Raw genomic sequence first — 1689 nt, forward strand, 5'->3', positions numbered from 1 at the left:
ATAAAGAAAATAGCGGGGCTATTTGATGAAGAAGTAGGGATTTTTAGACCAATTTATCGCAACAGCAGTAGGGCAGTCTATTCTCGGACAGGCTCCTAGGAAACAAATGCTTGCTGTGAATAAGCCCGTCAATTGCACATCAAATGTTATACGGAAAATGCACTTACCGCTAACATCAATACCGTTAACTCCATCCCTTCAGTGCAATAAATGTCCCCTGGTAAATTACCGGACTTTCCGGGTTTGCATTCTCTGTAACGATCAACTCAGAACTGTCAGTCAATGACTTCCACTCTGTAGACGTCAGATATCGAATATTATCTACCTGTTGTAAACTGCTTAGCAGACTTAACTCACCCGTTTTGCCATTTCGAACCCACACCATGGATCGCCCTATATCCACTTTTTTCATGTTCAAATTACGTTGCATGCGCAAACTTGATTGACCTGGTTTATCCCCTTGATAAGCCACCAAAGCAAAGTGGTTAGGCTTATCCGGCGCGGACATCATCGCCAGATATTTTGCAGGTTGAATGAGCCTGGTCCCATTGGGTGTTGGAGACGTGTTTATATGTAGCCAAAATACAGTGGCAACAACCCCAATACTGAAGGCACTGGCAAAGGCTGCTGACAATAACAAATGACGCCACCATGGCAGAGCTGGAGCGGTCTCTCGTCTTTGCTTTTCGGGTTGACAAATATGTTGCAGCGTTTCCCATACCCGTTCTGGTGGTGAAGGAAGTTGATCAAACTGCGATTCTATATTGGTTTCAGGCGTAATGGTTTGTAAGCGGCATTGCCACGTTTCGATCAGTGCCCACCAGGAGGGATCTATCAGCAGTAAACGCTCCAGCCGTTTTCGGGTCAGCGGATGCAGGCATCCCAAAACATATTGGCTGGCCAGATAATCGCGAACAGCAGGGACACGGTAACGTGGACTCAACAAAGCCGTTACCGGGGTGTTTATGGTTTTATGCATTGTTTTAATTCCTTTAACCCACGACGTATCCAGGATTTGACGGTACCAATGGGCTTTTGCACAAACCCGGCAATATCAGTATGGGAATAACCATGCTGGTAGGCCAACACAATGGCACTGCGTTTGTCAGCTTCCAGTTGAAGTAAACAATGGTGCAGGGAGGGAGCCATAGTGTTTTTCTGAAATACATCCATTGTTGTTTTTTCATCCATAACAGTGGGTGTTTCAGGTTCTGGTGACAACCGCTGGCGCTTACGGTACTCATCAATGGCTTGATTTCTCATGGTCTGGCATAACCAGGCCCAGGGTTGTCTCACCGGGTATGATGCCCCTGCAAGCCAGAGTTTAAGATACCCTTCCTGGAGAATATCTGCCGCGGTTGCTTCATCTTTGACAATAGTAATAATAATGGCGTACAAGCGCTGATGCGTGCACGCGTACAGTGCCTTGAACGCGTCTGCGTCATGGTGCTGCACACGTGCAAATAATGCTTCAATCTCTGCCTTGTTAGTGCTCAATTCTTAACCTTCTATGACGTGTAAACGCCCTTGATGTTATCGCTAGAAGCCTGTCGGACTTAAGACAATTTCGGCCTAAAATCCAGAAAATGTGAGAAAGCGCGGCCAGAATTTCCGATCAATTTGCTTAAATAGGTCAACTATTCGCACAAATTGATCGAAAATTCTGACTCGCCCTACTGAATTTTATGC

2 protein-coding genes are annotated in these 1689 nt (G+C 45.9%); both read right to left on the bottom strand.

Features of this window, described 5'->3' with window-relative positions:
* Window positions 1-184 precede the first annotated feature (184 nt).
* Entirely contained in the window at window positions 185-979 is a 795-nt protein-coding gene (locus V4C51_RS17710) for a hypothetical protein (protein ID WP_330927492.1), read from the bottom strand.
* The gene (locus V4C51_RS17715) at window positions 964-1497 is read right to left on the bottom strand and encodes an RNA polymerase sigma factor (RefSeq protein WP_330927493.1); all 534 of its coding nucleotides are present in this window, start codon (window positions 1495-1497) and stop codon (window positions 964-966) included. Before V4C51_RS17715 ends, V4C51_RS17710 begins: the two co-directional genes overlap by 16 nt.
* Between the last annotated feature and the right edge of the window lie 192 nt (window positions 1498-1689).

This window comes from Candidatus Sororendozoicomonas aggregata, assembly GCF_031528575.1.
Classification (GTDB): Bacteria; Pseudomonadota; Gammaproteobacteria; order Pseudomonadales; family Endozoicomonadaceae; genus Endonucleibacter; species Endonucleibacter aggregata.